The organism is Aeromonas sp. Lyrl_2, assembly GCF_051948815.1.
GTDB lineage: Bacteria > Pseudomonadota > Gammaproteobacteria > Enterobacterales > Aeromonadaceae > Aeromonas > Aeromonas veronii.
Genome location: NZ_JAYJLJ010000022.1, coordinates 1 through 16,218 on the forward strand (window position 1 = coordinate 1; position 16,218 = coordinate 16,218).

At 59.8% G+C, this 16,218-nt stretch carries 13 protein-coding genes and 1 riboswitch; of the genes, 11 read left to right on the top strand and 2 right to left on the bottom strand.

From position 1 onward, the window contains the following. Positions 1-249 precede the first annotated feature (249 nt). The 11 genes from codB (at position 250) to hemB (ending at position 9,800) form a co-directional block, all read left to right on the top strand. Entirely contained in the window at positions 250-1,494 is a 1,245-nt protein-coding gene (codB, locus tag VF684_RS17210) for a cytosine permease (RefSeq protein WP_139410868.1), read from the top strand. Continuing rightward, the gene (locus VF684_RS17215; RefSeq protein ID WP_440174351.1) at positions 1,488-2,753 is read left to right on the top strand and encodes a cytosine deaminase; all 1,266 of its coding nucleotides are present in this window, start codon (positions 1,488-1,490) and stop codon (positions 2,751-2,753) included. Before codB ends, VF684_RS17215 begins: the two co-directional genes overlap by 7 nt. A gap of 95 nt (positions 2,754-2,848) precedes the next feature. Next, on the top strand, positions 2,849-3,226 hold the full coding sequence (gene crcB, locus VF684_RS17220) for a fluoride efflux transporter CrcB (RefSeq protein ID WP_005339378.1): 378 nt from the start codon (positions 2,849-2,851) through the stop codon (positions 3,224-3,226). A gap of 65 nt (positions 3,227-3,291) precedes the next feature. Continuing rightward, positions 3,292-4,044 (top strand): bifunctional demethylmenaquinone methyltransferase/2-methoxy-6-polyprenyl-1,4-benzoquinol methylase UbiE, encoded by a 753-nt coding sequence (gene ubiE, locus VF684_RS17225; protein WP_005342396.1) that lies wholly within the window; start codon positions 3,292-3,294, stop codon positions 4,042-4,044. A gap of 8 nt (positions 4,045-4,052) precedes the next feature. Then, positions 4,053-4,661: a ubiquinone biosynthesis accessory factor UbiJ gene (locus tag VF684_RS17230; protein ID WP_021230987.1), complete on the top strand. Its 609-nt coding sequence runs from the start codon at positions 4,053-4,055 to the stop codon at positions 4,659-4,661. Beyond that, complete coding sequence (gene ubiB / locus VF684_RS17235; RefSeq protein WP_113740660.1) at positions 4,661-6,301, top strand: ubiquinone biosynthesis regulatory protein kinase UbiB; 1,641 nt, start codon at positions 4,661-4,663, stop codon at positions 6,299-6,301. Before VF684_RS17230 ends, ubiB begins: the two co-directional genes overlap by 1 nt. A 42-nt stretch (positions 6,302-6,343) precedes the next feature. After that, entirely contained in the window at positions 6,344-6,595 is a 252-nt protein-coding gene (gene tatA, locus VF684_RS17240; protein ID WP_005339385.1) for a Sec-independent protein translocase subunit TatA, read from the top strand. A 3-nt stretch (positions 6,596-6,598) separates the two neighbouring features. Beyond that, positions 6,599-7,063 carry a Sec-independent protein translocase protein TatB gene (tatB, locus tag VF684_RS17245; RefSeq protein ID WP_139440698.1) on the top strand — a complete coding sequence of 155 codons (465 nt, stop codon included), beginning with the start codon at positions 6,599-6,601 and terminating at the stop codon, positions 7,061-7,063. After that, entirely contained in the window at positions 7,060-7,806 is a 747-nt protein-coding gene (gene tatC / locus VF684_RS17250) for a twin-arginine translocase subunit TatC (protein WP_139440697.1), read from the top strand. The genes tatB and tatC overlap by 4 nt, the downstream gene beginning before the upstream one ends. Positions 7,807-7,994: 188 nt before the next feature. Beyond that, complete coding sequence (locus VF684_RS17255) at positions 7,995-8,780, top strand: TatD family hydrolase (RefSeq protein ID WP_139440696.1); 786 nt, start codon at positions 7,995-7,997, stop codon at positions 8,778-8,780. Between the two features lie 3 nt (positions 8,781-8,783). Continuing rightward, positions 8,784-9,800 (top strand): porphobilinogen synthase, encoded by a 1,017-nt coding sequence (gene hemB / locus VF684_RS17260; protein WP_005357271.1) that lies wholly within the window; start codon positions 8,784-8,786, stop codon positions 9,798-9,800. An 83-nt stretch (positions 9,801-9,883) separates the two neighbouring features. Here hemB and VF684_RS17265 read toward each other — a convergent pair whose 3' ends face one another. Together VF684_RS17265 and VF684_RS17270 are read right to left on the bottom strand one after the other, a co-directional pair. Next, the gene (locus VF684_RS17265) at positions 9,884-13,390 is read right to left on the bottom strand and encodes a hypothetical protein (protein ID WP_139440695.1); all 3,507 of its coding nucleotides are present in this window, start codon (positions 13,388-13,390) and stop codon (positions 9,884-9,886) included. A 168-nt stretch (positions 13,391-13,558) separates the two neighbouring features. Next, entirely contained in the window at positions 13,559-15,748 is a 2,190-nt protein-coding gene (locus VF684_RS17270) for an immunoglobulin-like domain-containing protein (RefSeq protein ID WP_139440694.1), read from the bottom strand. Positions 15,749-15,802: 54 nt separating this feature from the next. Continuing rightward, positions 15,803-15,888, bottom strand: a riboswitch (cyclic di-GMP riboswitch). Positions 15,889-16,218: the final 330 nt, after the last annotated feature.

A 16,218-nucleotide genomic window follows, 5' to 3' on the forward strand; every position in this document is an offset into this window, starting at 1 on the left:
AAATAGAAAGCCTCCCTGAAAAGGGAGGCTTTTTTGCATCTGTCATTTTTGTGATATCCCCTTACATTCCCATTCCCGCAACCCCCTCTGCTTGCAGTCGACACTGTTTATCTGCTGGTTTGAGTCCTAATGTGTTACTCATTTGACTGCTATTGATGGTTTTATCCAGAGATTTAACCATGATCGATTGACGTAAAACGTTTTACATGTAAAATCCGGCGCGTTTTGCCTATTACGTGGAGAGAGAGCATGGCGCAGGATAACGAATACTGTTTGGGGGCGGTACCCGCCAAAGGGCGCAAAGGTGTGCTTTCGCTGATGCTGGTGATGCTCGGCCTGACCTTCTTCTCTGCCAGCATGTGGACCGGTGGTGCGCTTGGTACCGGGCTGGTATTCGATGACTTCATCAAGGCGGTACTGATCGGCAACTTGTTGCTGGGTATCTACACCGCTTGTCTCGGTTATATCGGTGCCTCAACCGGCCTCTCTACCCATCTGCTGGCTCGTTACTCCTTTGGGGTGAAAGGTTCCTGGCTGCCATCCCTGCTGCTCGGCGGTACTCAGGTCGGCTGGTTTGGCGTTGGCGTGGCGATGTTTGCCCTGCCGGTGCAGAAGGCGACCGGCATAGATGTGAACTGGCTGATCGCCATTTCGGGCATGTTGATGACGGTGACCGTCTACTTCGGCATCTCCGCCCTGATGGTGCTGAGCTTTGTGGCCGTGCCGGCTATCGCCCTGCTCGGTGGCTACTCGGTCTGGCTGGCGGTGACCTCGACCGGTGGCATGGCTGCACTGCAGCAGGTACAACCAAGCAATCCCATCGAGTTCACCACGGCGTTGACCATGGTGGTTGGTTCCTTTATCAGTGCAGGAACCCTGACCGCCGACTTTGTTCGCTTTGGTCGCAAACCCTGGGGCGCCGTCATGATTACCATGGTGGCGTTTTTTTTGGGCAACACTCTGATGTTCGTCTTCGGCGCAGCCGGTGCGGCCGTGACCGGTCAGGCCGATATCTCGGAAGTGATGCTGATGCAGGGACTGCTGATCCCCGCCATTCTGGTGCTGGGCCTCAATATCTGGACCACCAACGACAACGCGCTCTATGCCTCCGGCCTCGGTTTTGCCAACATTACCGGCCTCAAGAGCAAGCCGCTCAGTGTGATCAACGGCCTCATCGGTACGGCTTGCGCCCTCTGGCTTTACAACAACTTTGTCGGCTGGCTGGCCTTTTTGAGTACGGCAATTCCGCCGATCGGTGGCATTATCATCATGGATTTCCTGCTCAATCGTGAGCGTTACCGTCAGTTTGCCGATCAGCAGTTCGAGACGGTGCGCTGGCAGGCGCTGGTTGCCACGGCAGTCGGGGTGGCTGTCGGCAAGTGGCTGCCGGGCATAGTGCCACTCAACGCGGTATTGGGCGCCGCCTTCACCTATTTCATTCTGGTTCGCCTCACCCAGCGGCCGGTTCTGGTACAGGAAGCTAGCAAATGCTGATTCAACATATTCGTTTGGCCGATCGGGAAGGGTTGTGGCAGATCCGCTGTCAGGATGGGGTCATCACCGCCATCGAACCCCATGACGAACATGCCGTCGCCGGTCGGGTGCTGGACGGGGAGGGCGGTCTGGCGATCGCTCCCTTTATCGAACCCCACATTCACCTCGATACCACCCAGACGGCGGGCGAGCCGAGCTGGAACCTCTCCGGCACCCTGTTCGAGGGGATCGAGCGCTGGGCCGAGCGCAAGGCGCTGCTGACCCATGAGGATGTGAAACAGCGCGCCATCCAGACGCTGAAGTGGCAGATCGCCAACGGCATCCAGTTTGTCCGTACTCACGTCGATGTCTCCGATCCCAATCTGGTCGCGCTCAAGGCGATGCTGGAAGTGCGGGAGGAGATGAAGGAGTGGGTAGAGCTGCAGATCGTTGCCTTCCCGCAGGAGGGGATCCTCTCCTACCCGAATGGCAAGGCACTGCTGGAGGAGGCACTCAAGCTGGGTGCCGACGTGATTGGCGCGATCCCCCACTTTGAGTTTACCCGGGAATATGGGGTCGAAAGTCTGCACTACATCTTCGATCTTGCCGAGAAGTATCAGGTTCTGGTCGATGTGCACTGCGACGAGATCGATGATGAACAGTCTCGCTTTATCGAGACGCTGGCGACCCAGGCCTACGAGCGGGGGATCGGCCATCGGGTGACGGCCAGTCACACCACCGCCATGCACTCTTACAACGGCGCCTATGCTTCCCGCCTGTTCCGTCTGCTCAAGATGGCAGACATCAACTTCGTGGCCAATCCGCTGGTGAACATTCACCTGCAGGGACGGTTCGATACCTATCCCAAACGTCGCGGTATTACCCGGGTGAAGGAGATGCTGGAGGCGAACATCAACGTCTGCTTCGGTCACGACGACGTGTTCGATCCCTGGTATCCCATGGGCACCGCCAACATGTTGCAAGTGCTGCACATGGGGCTGCATGTCTGCCAGATCATGGGTTACGAGCAGATCAACGACGGTCTGAAGCTGATCAGCAGCCACAGCGCCCGCACCCTGAATGTGCAGGATCGCTATGGTATCGAGGTGGGCAAACCGGCCAACCTGTTGATCCTGCCCGCCGAGAACGGCTTCGATGCGGTGCGCCGTCAGGTGCCGGTGCGTTACTCGATCCGTCACGGCAAGGTGATTGCCCAGACCCGCCCGGCCCAGACCGAGATCGTGCTGGGTCAGCCCGAGTCCATCGATTTTCGCCGCTGAGATTTCAATCAGGCTGGATGACGATTAGTTCCGCCTCTGGGCACAAGGGCCGCCATTGCGACATAATGGCGGTCTGACCCTGAGGGAGTGACACCATGCAAACCTGGTTCTATGTTGCTGCAGGGGGCGCCATCGGCGCCTGCCTTCGTTTTGGGATTGCCGAACTGATGGCCTTGCTGCTGGGGCGCCACTTTCCTTACGGGACTCTGGTGGTCAACGTGGTGGGCTCTTTCATCATGGGGGTGGCATTCGCCCTCATCAGTCATGGTCATGTGGTAGAGCACCCGATGAAGCCGCTGCTGATGGTGGGGATCCTCGGTGCCCTGACCACGTTTTCTTCCTTTGCCCTCGATACGGTAGTGCTGGCTCAACATGGAGCCTATCTGAAAGCGCTGCTCAATATCGGTCTCAATCTCTTCCTCTGTCTGGCCATGGTGGTGCTGGGCATGCAGTTGGTTGCGAGCCGGGTTTAAGGTGTCCGGACGCCAGTGGCTCTGGTAAACTGGCGGCCATTCTTTGCTCTATGGGTGTTTAAGGGATGTCAGAACAAGCAACGACAACGCATTTTGGCTTTAAAACCGTGGCCGCGACCGAGAAGGAAACTCTGGTAGCAGGTGTCTTCCATTCGGTGGCAGCCAAGTATGATCTGATGAACGATCTGATGTCGTTCGGCATCCACCGCCTGTGGAAGCGCTTCACCATCGACTGTTCCGGTGTGCGCAAGGGCCAGAAGGTGCTGGATCTGGCCGGTGGTACCGGTGACTTGACCGCCAAGTTCTCCCGCATCGTCGGCGAGACCGGTCAGGTGGTGCTGGCGGATATCAACGACTCCATGCTGAAAGTGGGCCGCGACAAGCTGCGCAATCTGGGGGTCGCCAACAACGTCTCCTACGTGCAGGCCAATGCCGAGGCGCTCCCCTTCCCGGATAACCACTTCGACGTCATCACCATCGGCTTCGGCCTGCGCAACGTCACCGACAAGGACAAGGCGCTCGCCTCCATGTTCCGGGTGCTCAAGCCGGGTGGCCGTCTGCTGGTGCTGGAGTTCTCCAAGCCGGTCAGCGAAGTGATCGCCAAGCTCTATGACCTCTACTCCTTCAAACTGCTGCCGAAAATGGGCGAAATCGTCGCGAACGACAGTGAAAGCTACAAATATCTGGCAGAGTCCATCCGCATGCACCCGGATCAGCAGACCCTGGCCGGCATGATGGAAAATGTCGGGTTCGAGCAGGTGGAGTACTTCAATCTGACTCAGGGTGTGGTCGCCCTGCACCGCGGTTACAAGTTTTAAGGTTGCCTATGCCGATGGATGCCATGGTCACCGCGGTGATCGAAACCAGCCTCAACCAGTTGCTGGCGCTGGACAAACAGAGTCCGGAGCGGCTGCGCAAACTGGTGGGCAAGGTGCTAAAGCTGGAGCTGCGTGAACTCAAGCCGCTCTGGTTCGTCTTCTCCGAGCGTCGGCTGGATGTGCTGGCCCAGCATGAAGGGGAGGCCGATGCGGTGCTCAGTCTGTCGCTGACCGCCCTCGGTTTGCTGAAAGACCCGTCCGCCCTGACCCGTTATATCCGCGAGGAGAAGCTGGATCTGAGCGGTGATCCCCAGCTGGTGCAGGCATTCAGCGTGCTGCTGGGTGAGCTGGATATCGACTGGGAAGAGGAGCTGTCGCGCTATACCGGCGATGTCGTTGCCCACACCCTGTTCAGCGGTGCCCGTCAGGCGCGTCGTCTGGTCGGCCGCGAGCTGTGCCGTACCCGCAGCCAGCTGGCGGAATATCTGACCGAAGAGGCCCGCCTCGCGCCCGGCCCGCTGGAAGTGGCGAGCTTCAACGATGACGTCGAGGTGCTGGCCCAGCAGCTCAAGGCCGTCGAACTGCGGCTGGCCCGCTTCGAACAGCAGGTGACCTGATGACCCCGAAGGAGTTCAAACGCCTCTATCGCATCATCACCATCCTGCTGGAGCAGGGCATCGACGAACTGGTGCCCGCCCGCTATCAACCCTGGCCGGGTCGTCTGGCCCGTCGCTCCCTGTTCTGGCTCAAGAACAAGCAACCGGAACTCAGCCGCGGTGCCCGCATCCGCCTCGCCTTCGAGGCTCTTGGCCCCATCTTCATCAAGTTTGGCCAGATGCTCTCGACCCGCCGCGACCTGCTGCCGCCGGATATCGCCGAGGAGCTGGCCCTGCTGCAGGACAGGGTGCCCCCCTTCTGTGGTCAGGCTGCGCGCCAGCAGATCGAGCTGAGCCTGGGTTGTCCCATCGAAACCCTGTTTGATGACTTTGACGAGACGCCGCTGGCGTCGGCCTCCATCGCGCAGGTGCATACCGCCCGCCTGAAGGAGAGTGGCCGCGAGATCGTCATCAAGGTGATCCGTCCCGACATCGAGCCGGTCATCGAGGCCGACCTGCGGTTGATGCAGGCGCTGGCCCGTCTGGTGGCCCGCTTCGTGCCCCAGAGCGCGCGACTGCGCCCCATCGAGGTGGTGGAGGAGTATCGCAAGACCATCCTCGACGAGCTCAATCTGATGCGCGAAGCGGCCAACGCTATCCAGCTGCGCCGCAACTTCACCGGCTCCGAGGCGCTCTATGTGCCTGAAATCATCACGGATCTCTGCCGCGAGCAGGTGCTGGTGATGGAGCGCATCTACGGTATCCCGGTCTCCGACATTCCAGCGCTGGAAGCCAACGGCACCAATATGAAGCTGCTGGCCGAGCGCGGGGTGGAGGTCTTCTTCACCCAGGTGTTCCGCGACAGCTTCTTCCATGCCGATATGCACCCGGGCAACATCTTCGTCTCTTACGAACATCCGGAAAACCCGCTCTGGATCGGCATCGACTGCGGCATCGTCGGTACCCTCAATCGGGAAGACAAACGCTATCTGGCGGAGAACTTCCTCGCCTTCTTTAACCGTGACTATCGCCGGGTGGCAGAGCTGCACGTGGAGTCGGGCTGGGTACCGGCAGACACCAAGGTGGACGAGTTCGAGTTTGCCATTCGCACCGTGCTGGAGCCCATCTTCGAGAAGCCGCTCTCCGAAATTTCGTTCGGTCACGTGCTGCTCAATCTGTTCAACACTGCCCGCCGCTTCCATATGACGGTGCAGCCACAGCTGGTGCTGCTGCAAAAGACCCTGCTCTATGTGGAAGGGTTGGGGCGTCAGCTCTACCCGCAGCTCGATTTGTGGCAGACCGCCAAGCCGTTCCTCGAAAACTGGATGCACGAACAGGTGGGGCCCAAGTCGGTATTGAACGCCATCAAGGAGAAGGCGCCATTCTGGGCCGAGAAGCTGCCGGAGCTGCCGGAGCTGGTCTATGAGACCCTGCGCCAGACCCGTCATCAGCAGCGTCATTTCGACCAGATGTTTGCCGAGTTCCGCCGTCACAGCCGTCGACAGGGGCAGGCCCGCTACCTCTTAGGGGTTGGAGCCAGCCTGCTATTGGCGGGTGTATTCTTGCTGACCCAAAAACAACACATTGAGTGGGGACAAGCCAGTCTCGCCGGTGCAGCCCTCTGCTGGCTGGTCGGCTGGTTGCGAACCCGTTCCCATTAATCAACAACCGCGCCGTCAGGCGCCTGTTCTGGAGAGAAAATCATGGGTGGTATCAGTATTTGGCAATTGTTGATCATTGCAGTCATCGTCGTGCTGCTGTTCGGTACCAAGAAACTGCGCGGTATTGGCGGTGATCTGGGTGCGGCGGTCAAAGGGTTCAAGAAAGCCCTCTCCGACGAGCCGGCTGATGCCAAGGCCGAGCAGAAAGATGCCGAGTTTCCCCCGAAACAGCTGAACGAAGCGGCCACTCAGAGCAGTGAGACCGCCAAACAGAAAGACAAAGACCAGGCCTAAGCCATGTTCGATATCGGTTTTTGGGAGCTGGTCGTTATCGGTGTGGTAGCACTGGTGGTACTGGGGCCCGAGCGGCTGCCGGTTGCCATCCGCACGGCTACCCACTGGATCCGCCTCATTCGTTCGACCGCGAACTCGGTCAAGTCCGAGCTGGAGCAGGAGCTCAAGTTGCAAGAGCTGCATAACGACCTCAAGAAGGCCGAACAGTTGCAGATGAGCAACCTGAGCCCCGAGCTGCAGGAGTCCATCGAACAGCTCAAGGCGGCGGCCCAGTCGGTCAATCGCCCCTATCAGGTGGAGAACGAGATCCGTCCGCCGCGCCCCGAGCCGGTCGCCCAGGCTGAGCCTGCCACGCCGGTGGAGCCTGCGGTGCTGCTGAGCCACGACGTGCCGCCGGTCAATAGCCAGCGAGAGAGTGAGCCGGTGCCGGTCAGCGATTCCGCAGTAAAAGGGGAGGTGAAGCCATGAGTCAGGCCGAACAACCCCTGATCAGCCATCTGGTTGAGCTGAGAACCCGCTTGCTGCGCTCCATTACCGCCATTCTGGTGGTGTTTCTGGCGCTGATCTACTTCTCCAACAACATCTACGACTTCGTGGCCCAGCCGCTGCTCAGCCAGCTGCCGGAAGGGACCAGCATGATCGCGACGGATGTGGCGACCCCCTTCCTGACGCCGATCAAGCTGACCCTGGTGGTCTCCTTCTTCGTGGCGATCCCCTATCTGCTCTATCAGGCCTGGGCCTTTATCGCCCCCGGTCTGTACCAGCATGAGCGGCGGCTGATCATGCCGTTGGTGGTCTCCAGTGCCCTGCTGTTCTATGCGGGCATGGCGTTCGCCTACTACGTGGTGTTCCCGCTGGTGTTCGGTTTCTTCACCAGTACCGCCCCTGCCGGGGTGACGGTGGCGACCGACATCGCCAGCTATCTGGACTTCGTACTGACCCTGTTCTTCGCGTTCGGGGTGGCGTTCGAAATTCCGGTGGCCACCATACTGCTCTGCTGGACTGGCGTGACCACACCGCAAAACCTGAAGGAGAAACGTCCTTACGTTGTCGTCGGGGTGTTTGTGGTCGGCATGCTGCTGACGCCGCCTGATGTCTTCTCCCAGACCCTGCTCGCCATTCCGATGTGGGCGCTGTGGGAGATAGGTCTGTTCTTCGCCCGCTTCTACGTGAAAAAAGAGGATGAGGAACAACCGGATGGGGAGAGCTGAGGCTCTGTTCGTCACCTGTTTGCCGGACGGCGAGAGGATGACGAAGTCCGCAGGAATGGCAGAACGAGGGGAGCTGAGGCTCCCTTCCTCTTTTCATGCTCCCGTTCGAGGCGTATGGTAAGACCCCATTCGGTAGATGGTTTTCAAATACCTGATATGCATTCCTTTTGTTCGGAACGTCTCATCCCATGATCGATATCGGTTTAAACCTGACCAGCAGCCAGTTCGCCGGCGAGCAGGCTGAGCTGGTGGCCCGTGCCCGTGCCGCCGGAGTGGAAGCGCTGATCCTGACCGGTACCGATCTGGACGGCAGCCGCGAGAGCGCAGAGTTGGCCGCCCGCTGGCCGGGCTACTGCTTCTCCACCGCCGGGGTACACCCTCACGATGCCAAGAGTGTCGATGCGGCGACCCTGCCCGCCCTGCGCGAGCTGGCAGCCTTGCCGCAGGTGGTGGCTATTGGCGAGTGCGGCCTCGACTACAACCGCGACTTCTCCCCCCGCCCGGTGCAGGATGCGGTATTCGACGCCCAGCTGGCACTGGCTGATGAGCTCGGGATGCCGGTGTTTCTCCACTGTCGCGATGCCCACGCCCGTTTTATCGAGATCCTCCGTCCCTGGTTGCCCAGACTGCCGGGAGCCGTGCTGCACTGCTTCACCGGTTCCGACGAGGAGCTGGACGAGTGTCTGGCGCTGGGGCTGCATATCGGGGTGACCGGCTGGCTCTGCGACGAGCGCCGCGGTCAGCTGCTGCGCGAACAGGTGGCTCGCATTCCGGCCGGTCGGCTGATGATCGAGACCGATGCCCCCTATCTGGTGCCGCGGGACCTGAAACCGCGCCCGAAACGCAACGAACCCGCTTTTTTGCCGCACATCGCCCAGGTGGTGGCGGCCTGTCGTGGTGAAGCGCCCGAGGCCTTGCTAGCCCATACCCGGGCCACCTCCGCCGCGTTCTTCCAACTTCCTCTCCAGGAGTGATTCATGGCTACAACTCTTCCGGGCGCCTTTCCGGGCCGCCGCCTGCGCCGTCTGCGCAAACATGATTTCAGCCGTCGTCTGGTGCGCGAGAACGTACTGACCGTCAACGATCTCATCTATCCGGTGTTCGTGCTGGAGGGGGAGAACCGTCGGGAAGCCGTTCCCTCCATGCCGGGGGTGGAGCGTCTCTCCATCGATCTGCTGCTGGAGGAAGCCGCCGAGCTGGTGGAGCTGGGCGTACCTGCTATTGCCCTGTTCCCGGTCACTCCACTGGAGAGCAAGAGCCTGATGGCGGAAGAGGCCTACAACCCGAACGGGCTGGCTCAGCGCACCGTGCGTGCCCTCAAGGCCCGCTTCCCGGAGCTCGGGGTCATCACCGACGTGGCGCTCGATCCGTTCACTACCCACGGGCAGGACGGCATCATCGATGACGAAGGCTATGTGCTGAACGACATCACCACCGAGATCCTGATCAAGCAGGCACTCTCCCACGCCGAAGCCGGGGTCGATATAGTCGCGCCGTCCGACATGATGGATGGCCGCATCGGTGCCATCCGCGCCGCGCTGGAAGAGAACGGCTTCATCAACACCCAGATCATGGCCTACTCCGCCAAGTACGCCTCCTGCTACTACGGCCCGTTCCGCGATGCGGTTGGCTCTGCCGGCAACCTTGGCAAGAGCAACAAGGCTACCTATCAGATGGACCCGGCCAACAGCAACGAAGCCCTGCACGAAGTGGCGCTGGATATTCAGGAAGGGGCCGACAGCGTGATGGTCAAGCCGGGCATGCCCTATCTGGACGTGGTTCGTCAGGTGAAGGATCAGTTCGGCGTGCCGACCTTTGCCTATCAGGTGAGCGGCGAGTACGCCATGCACATGGCGGCGATCCAGAACGGCTGGCTGAAAGAGAAGGAGACCATCATGGAGTCTCTGCTTTGCTTCAAGCGGGCCGGGGCCGATGGCATCCTCACCTACTTCGCCAAGCGCGTAGCGCAGTGGCTGAAAGAAGATGCCCGTTAAGCCGGGTTGAAGAGATAAACGAGAGGGGGAGCCGATGGCTCCCCCTCTGTCGTTATGGCTCTCTTTTGGTCACGAGCGGCTGATTACAGCTTGATCCAGGCATCACTCCAGTGGCTGCCGGTACCCGGCGCATAGTGGCTGATCGAGCCGCCACACCAGCCGCTGTAGGGCCAGGGTTTGCACTCGTAGTTGCCACCGGCGTTGCTGACCCGTTCGCCACTCTGATAAGCGGTGCCCGCAACATAGGCCGGGTAGCTGCCGTTACCACCGTCACTGTCACTCCCCGGAGCCTGTTCCACCAATGCCAGGGTGAAGCGGCGCTCGAAGCCCTGCTTGCTCCCCTCTGCCATGCCCGCCAACAGCAGCTCGTAACTGCCTGTCGTAAGGCCCGACTGTGCCAGTTGCAGGGAACCCTGACCATCGATCAGGGCGCTGCCGGTGGCGACCGGATTGCCATCTTGCAACAGGGTCGCGGTGACGGTCACCGGGTTGGCGGTGGTCAGCGTGAGGCTGAAGTCGATCGCGCCGTTGACGATGAGATATTCGGCCGCCAGATCGGTGACGGTGAAGTCACTGCTGCTACCGGTCGTGGGCAGGATGAAGTCTCCGCTCAGGTAGGTCAGACCGGTCCAGCCGGAGCTGGTCAGCCAGTGCTTGCCATTGGTCTGATAGACGCTGGGCAACTGGGTGCACTGTTTGTTGTCATTGACGAAGCCGATACCGTAAAAGCCCGCCACATTCTTGTAGCAGAGCTGGCGACCATTCTGGTGCAGCACTGGCTGATCCAGCTTGCCCTTGTGGTGGAGTGACAGCCAGTCAAACTGGTTGATGGCCGAGACCAGCGGCACAAACTGGCCATCGGGCTGTCGATAACGGATCAGGGATCCGGCATCACAGAGCAGACCATCAGCCTGCTGTTCGACGTAGCCGTAGTACTGCTCGCCATCCTGGAAGGTGAACCGGCAGAGATTGCCTTTCTCCGACTCCTTGGGGATCCAGCCCATCAGCAGTCGCTCCTGATTGTTCAGGGCTGCCAGCTGCCCGGCACTGAAGTCGCTGCCGTTGGCTACCCAGCCTTGCGGCATGGTGGAGAATTGCATGAAGTAGTGGTCGGTATAGTACATGTGGCTGTCAGCGCGGTGCTTGCGAGCCCCCTGGCTGACCGAGTTGTAGCGATAGATGTCGTTTTCCGGCTTGTGGAAACCGTTGAGATCATCGTCCAGATAGGGCAGGTCGCCCTTGCGGATATGGTAGTTGGCCATGCCCGTCATCAGGGGATGCCAGCCATGGCTGCCACGGGCAAACGCGCTCTCATGGCTGTAGGACTTCCCATCGAAGCCATGGCCAAATTCGTGGGCAATGATGCCCCAGCTGCCGTAGTAGTGGCTGACAAAGTTAAAGGTATCGACCCCGGTGATGCCACCACTCCCCAGCCCGCCCCCCATGGCGGTGATCCCCAGGTTGAGGTAGGGGCGCTTCATCAGGCTGTGGTAGTAGTAGTCATAATCGGCTGCCGTAAAGATCCCGTTTGGCACATAGCTGTTGCCGCCATTGCCGAACATCTCGTAGCCGTTCACCGCCTTGAAGTTGTACCAGACGTGTTTGAACTCCTCGGTCGAGACCATGTATGCCAGGTTGGTGGCGATGATCAGCCACTCGCGGGCGTAGAGGGCATTGATGGGGCGCCAGGAGCCGCTGGTGTTGGTGGCGAAGCGCACGTTCCAGCTTGGCTTGAGGCGTGCCAGCTTCTGGGCAAACGGATCCGAGTTGGAGCTGAACCTGTGCTCGAACTGGGCTGGCAGATTGATGCTGTTGTCGAGCAGGTTGTTGAGATCAAACACACCATCGCGGCTGGCGCTGTTGAAGCGTCCCTGCTCGCCAAAGGCGCTCAGTGGCAGGGTGATTTGGGCATAGGCGGGCAGGCGATCGAGCTGGCCCAGGATCAGCCACTTGTTGATACCGTTCAGGCGTGACTCGATATTGATGTCATGCAGCTCTCTGGCGGCATAGTTGGTGATGCGCACCGTGTCGTTATCAAGCAGCTCGGTCTTGACCAGCGAATTGATGTTGACCGAACGCTGGGCGCGATCGATCAGCACCTCGTAGGGTTCGTCATTGCGCAGTATGTAGCTGACTGCGGCCGGCATCAGCTGATCGAAGATCAGCGGGCGAGCCGGCAACTGCTCGTCGGCCGTGAAGCTGATCTCCTTGCTCAGCAGCTGGTTGAAACCCAGGCCGCGCTCGTTGGCGGTGATAAGTGCCGAGCCCGCCAGCTGGAGATCTTTCAGCGCAGCTACAGGCTGCTGGTTGATCTCCCGGACAGTAAAGGTCGGTTGCTTGAACTGAAAGTCGTTGGCGATCAGGGTATCGGCATCATGCCACTCGATGCGGTCCTTGAAGTTCACCACCAGCCGATCGCCATCCATGTCGATTTTTTGCAGATTGCTGTCGGCGATCACCTGCTCAGGCGCCAGCGGGATGTTGCTGGCGATGGCATCAGCCAGTTTGCGCAGGTCATAGATGTAGTAGTTTTTGCCGGCGGTGTGGGCCAGGAGATAGTCACCCACCTGATGGAGTTGCACCAGACGGTGGCTGTATTTTCCTTCAAAGGCGAGCCGACCGGCGATGGGGGTCTGGAGGCTGTTCTCTGGCGTCACATCCTGCTGGCGGTAGACCTTGATCTCGCTCAGCGCATCGGCCACCAGCACGTAATCCTGATTGGCAAAGACGGCCTGGGCGCGGTGCAGGCTGTTGCTGCCGGAATCCCGACCGGTTCCCAGGGTGGTGACATGGCGATGTTCATCGGCCAGATCGAAGATATCGACCCGGTGCGAGTAGCGCGAGACCACGTAGAGCAGGTTGTTGCGGACAAACAGTTCGCTGACCTGGTTGTAGGCCGTGGCACTGCCGGTTTCGGTGCCGCGGATCTCGCCAATCTGCTGGCGGCTCGGGATATCGATAATGGCCACATGGCCCGGATTGCCGTTCTGGCTGACATAGAGCCGATCCTGATAGCGCTCGACCGCCGTGATCAGGCTGGCGTCCAGCCCCAGCTGGTCGGCCGTCAGCTCCTCGCCTTTGTCCAGATATTGCAGCGAGGTGGCAAACGAGTTGACGCTGCAGGAGCTGGTCTCCATCACCACCCGGGTGCGTTCGCCATTCTGGATCTGGCCGTGGGGGAAGTACTCCAGCAGACAGCCGTTGCCGTAGTCATAGTTGCCAAAGCGTTTGTTGACTGCTACGACCCCACCGTCGTACCAGGTCAGCTCCCACTCCTCATCAAAGAAATCAAAGACGTTACGAATGGCTGTTTCGTCGAAAAAGTGGGGTTTGGGCAGATCAAACAGGATGTGGTTGTCCGCCGTCAGCGGGTAGAGCAGGCCGCTGATGGCAAGGTGGCGCTTGCCATCCTTGATGATCACGTTCTGCTCGTCAGCCGCACTCTGATGCAGCGCGGCGAGGCGCGCCGTCATCTGCTCGTAGTGCTCCTGATAGGTTTGTTTGAAATAGGCTTGTTCGCGCTCATCGGCCACGACATGGGCCGATAGCAGCAAACCGAGCAGGGTGGCAAGCTTGGTGGTTCTTGGCATGGTGATTTCCTTATCTTGGTTGTTGTTGGATGTTTTTTGGTGGTTGGCAAGCATGTAAAAGAGAGAGGCTAACCCGTCCGGGTCAGTGCATCCTGCCCATCGGCAGCGTGGCCGACGGGCAGGATATGGGCGGGGGCCTGTCGGCCCCCGTTAGTGGTTGGGGCAAGGTCAGAGCTTGATCCAGGCATCGCTCCAGGCGCTGCCAGTACCCGGCGCATAGTGGCTGATCGAGCCGCCACACCAGCCGCTGTAGGGCCAGGGTTTGCACTCGTAGTTGCCACCGGCATTGCTGACCCGATCACCGGCCTGATAGCCGGTGTTGGGGGCGTAGGCCGGGTAGTCACCTTCGCCACCGCTGCTGCTCTCTTCGGTCAGTGCAACCGGGAAGCGCTGCACCACCGGCTGCTGGCCGTCAGCCAGACCGGTGATCACCACTTCATAGCTACCATCGGTCACATTGCTGCCCTGCAAAACCAGTGCGCTGGTGCCGTTCACCAGACTGGTGGTGTTGCCATAGCTGTGGCCGTTCTGCTCCAGCGTGGCAGAGATCTGCACCGGGTTGGCTGTGGTGATGTTGAAGCGGATGGAGACCTGACCGTTAACTATGGTGTAGTCGGAACCCATGGCGCTGACGGTGAAGTCGCTGCTGCCTTCGGCGGGTGGCGTTGTGCCGCCGCAGTCGCTGTCGCCCTGTACGCGCCAGACGCCCCAGTCACCCGTGGTGCCCGGCTCTTCGTTCTGGGTCCACCAGCCTGCCAGCCAGTTCTTGCCGTTGTGGCTGACGATGTCGCCGCCCACGTAGACCTTCTTGGCATCCCAGCTGTTTTCACAGACGGCGCCTTGCTCCCTGACGGTCACGTTGCGCTGCTGGGTTACCTGCTGACCGGCGCTGTCGCTCACCTGATAGGTGAGGGTGTAGCGGCCGACCTTGCTGCTGTCGACGTTGCCGCTGACCTTGATTTGGGCGGTCAGGTCGCCATCTTCTTCATCATGGGCGCTGACGCCGGTCATCGGATCGAAAGCGGTACCCAGTTCCAGCGTGGTGTCGGTGACACCGCTGAACACCGGCTTCATGCTGTAGACCTCGATGGTACGTACCTGCTCGGTGACGTTGTTGTCGCGATCGCTCACCTTGTAGGTGAGGGGGTAGAGGCCGATGCGCTGGCTGTCTACCGAGCCTTCTACCTGGATCTGGCCAGTCAGGTCACCATCTTCCTTGTCGTTGGCGCTGACACCGGCCAGCGGATCAAAGGCGGTACCCTGCTTGATGCGGGTATCGCTCAGGCCGCTGAACACCGGCTTGCCGTTGTCGACCGGGGGCGTGATCTCCTGATCGTGGATGAAGGGGCCGTAGCTCTTGATGAAGGATTCGTTGTAGGACTGACCGGCGGCGTTGCGGCCCATGTCCCAGTTGATGGACCAAGTCATCACGCCACGCAGCGGTTGCCCCTCGCTCTTCAGGCGGTTGAAGGCGTTGTAGAGCTTCTGCGGATCCAGCACATAGCCGGTGGCGGCGGCGTCGATGTTGGTCGGAATGCCGAACACCAGCTTGTCATGGGGGATTTTGTAGAAGCCGCGGGTTCCGTTGCTCAGCGAATCCGCCATGTAGTAGATGAACTCTTCTTTCAGGGCATCGTTGTTCTGGGCAATCCAGCCGATCCCATCGATGTAGATACCGTCACCACCCTGGTTGTAGAACTGGGGGTTGATCCAGTCGTAGTAGCCTTCCAGATTGCGGATATAGGGGATGTAGGCGCCAGTCTGGGTCAGATAGGGGAACTCCGGCGCCATGGTGATGAGGAAGTTTTTCCCCTGGGCGCGGTAGTGATCCTTGACCAGACGCAGGGCTGCCGGGATCACGGTCTGGTTGTCGGCGGCGGTGATGGCGGCCTGCTCCAGATCGATATCCAGCCCGTCGAAGCCATAGGTCTCCACCAGACGGATGATCTCGTCGGCAAAGGCCTGCTCCTGACCTTTGCGCAGCTCGATGTGCGCATCGGCACCGCCCAGCGCCAGCAGCACGGAACGGCCCTGACGGTTCAGCTCGGCAATCTGCTCGATAAACTGGCTTTCGCTCATGCCGATAGCCGGGTCGAGTTTGAAGGTGGGGATGGGATCGCTGCCATACACCTTCATGAAGGAGACATCGACCACGTTGTATTGCGGGTTGACCTGGTCGAGCTTGACGCAGGGGGCGATACCGCCCTTGTAGCCCGAACCGTCACACCAGTTGTGCCAATAGCCGACCACTACGCCGGACTGGGGATTGACCATCGCCTGACCGGCACTGGCGGCATATGCCATGGGGGCGCCCATGCCGAGCAGACAGCCCAGCAGGGATAACTTCAATTTGTTCATCTTGATATCTCCATACAGTACAAACGGAGCGTCCAGCTATGGCCGAACGCTCCCGGGGGCAGCCCCGCTGTCATAGGTGTTTTCCCTTAGACCGGTGGCTTTGCGTCGCGCCCTTTCGGGTCACTTTGCCTTTTTCACCCGATTTCTGTGCAGCACAGAGAATCAAGTGACCTGCATGGCAGGTTGCCTATGATAGATGCTTGAAAATAAATTAATCAATAGTTGGTTTTGATTCTAATTGACTGAAAAATATTGATAATTTGTTACAGCTACCACATTTTTTCCGTTTCCATGATTGAGCATGACTGTACTTGGCTGGCAGCTGTAGCGCCGGTAAATGGCGGCTTTTTGCCCCTTGAAAGTAGCGATAAGAGCCAAAAAAGGCCCACAGATTCATCCTGTTACTGGCTGTTGATGGCAAAACTGCAGCAACGGCAGAGATCCGGGTCGCAATGGCTGGAAAAGTACAG

Coding starts and splice junctions, on each gene's coding strand:
- tatA (WP_005339385.1), top strand. CDS start 6,344: ATGGGTGGTATCAGTATTTGGCAATTGTTGATCATTGCAGTCATCGTC.
- VF684_RS17230 (WP_021230987.1), top strand. CDS start 4,053: ATGCCGATGGATGCCATGGTCACCGCGGTGATCGAAACCAGCCTCAAC.
- ubiB (WP_113740660.1), top strand. CDS start 4,661: ATGACCCCGAAGGAGTTCAAACGCCTCTATCGCATCATCACCATCCTG.
- VF684_RS17215 (WP_440174351.1), top strand. CDS start 1,488: ATGCTGATTCAACATATTCGTTTGGCCGATCGGGAAGGGTTGTGGCAG.
- hemB (WP_005357271.1), top strand. CDS start 8,784: ATGGCTACAACTCTTCCGGGCGCCTTTCCGGGCCGCCGCCTGCGCCGT.
- codB (WP_139410868.1), top strand. CDS start 250: ATGGCGCAGGATAACGAATACTGTTTGGGGGCGGTACCCGCCAAAGGG.
- ubiE (WP_005342396.1), top strand. CDS start 3,292: ATGTCAGAACAAGCAACGACAACGCATTTTGGCTTTAAAACCGTGGCC.
- tatC (WP_139440697.1), top strand. CDS start 7,060: ATGAGTCAGGCCGAACAACCCCTGATCAGCCATCTGGTTGAGCTGAGA.
- VF684_RS17255 (WP_139440696.1), top strand. CDS start 7,995: ATGATCGATATCGGTTTAAACCTGACCAGCAGCCAGTTCGCCGGCGAG.
- VF684_RS17270 (WP_139440694.1), bottom strand. CDS start 15,748: ATGAACAAATTGAAGTTATCCCTGCTGGGCTGTCTGCTCGGCATGGGC.
- crcB (WP_005339378.1), top strand. CDS start 2,849: ATGCAAACCTGGTTCTATGTTGCTGCAGGGGGCGCCATCGGCGCCTGC.
- tatB (WP_139440698.1), top strand. CDS start 6,599: ATGTTCGATATCGGTTTTTGGGAGCTGGTCGTTATCGGTGTGGTAGCA.
- VF684_RS17265 (WP_139440695.1), bottom strand. CDS start 13,390: ATGCCAAGAACCACCAAGCTTGCCACCCTGCTCGGTTTGCTGCTATCG.